Source organism: Pseudomonas agronomica (assembly GCF_025917275.1).
Taxonomy (GTDB): domain Bacteria; phylum Pseudomonadota; class Gammaproteobacteria; order Pseudomonadales; family Pseudomonadaceae; genus Aquipseudomonas; species Aquipseudomonas agronomica.
In genome coordinates, this window is sequence record NZ_JAOSHO010000948.1 from 1 (window position 1) to 784 (window position 784).

A 784-nucleotide genomic window follows, 5' to 3' on the forward strand; every position below is an offset into this window, starting at 1 on the left:
GTCAGCACAGTCGCTGTAACGTCGATCTTCAATTAGCGGGGTAACACATTGAACGACTCTGAACACCTGAAAGAACTGTGCGCCCGTTTCAACGCTGGAGAACCTCTGAGCTTTACGTTTTTCTGGGGCCACCAGCGCAGCAAAAATGTCGTCACGGCTTCGTGCTTCAGCCAATGGTTCGAGGCCGGGTTCGTTGTCGAAGGGCAACATTACCCGACCGCCGAACACTTCATGATGGCCGAGAAAGCGGCCTTGTTCGACGATCAGGAAATACGTGCGCAGGTGCTCAACGCCCCCACTCCCAATGCCGCCAAAGCACTTGGCCGCAACGTGCGCGGATTCGACGACAAGGTTTGGCTGCAACACCGGTACGACATCGTCGTCCGAGCGAACCAGGCCAAGTTCTCCCAGAACCCGCAGTTGAACGAATACCTTCTACAAACCGGTTCCAGCGTGATCGTCGAAGCCAGCCCGGTTGATAGCATCTGGGGTATAGGGCTCGCGCAGGACAACGCGGATGCGAACAATCCGAATCTGTGGAAAGGCTTGAACCTGCTGGGATTTGCGCTGATGCAGGTGCGGGACGGGACTGGTATTCCTGCCCCAACGTAGTGCCGCCGACTTATTCACAAAAAACGCGAATGCCAAGGCTTATTCATTAGAAAAAAAGGGGACAGACACCCTGTGGCGAGGGGATTTATCCCCGCTCGACTGCGCAGCGGTCGCAAAACCGGGCGATGCGGTTTGCCTGGAGAAATGCAGGGGCCTGCTGCGCAGGCCAGCG

The 784-nt window shown here is 56.8% G+C and carries 2 protein-coding genes; one reads left to right on the forward strand and one right to left on the reverse strand.

Annotated features, from left to right (window positions below):
• On the reverse strand, nucleotides 1-210 hold a 210-nt coding region (locus tag OC610_RS28295), incomplete at its 3' end, for a hypothetical protein (RefSeq protein ID WP_264433000.1).
• Here OC610_RS28295 and OC610_RS28300 point away from each other — a divergent pair.
• Nucleotides 106-612 (forward strand): NADAR family protein, encoded by a 507-nt coding sequence (locus OC610_RS28300; RefSeq protein ID WP_264432996.1) that lies wholly within the window; start codon nucleotides 106-108, stop codon nucleotides 610-612. The two genes, OC610_RS28295 and OC610_RS28300, sit on opposite strands and share 105 nt — an antisense overlap.
• The last annotated feature ends 172 nt before the right edge of the window (nucleotides 613-784 follow it).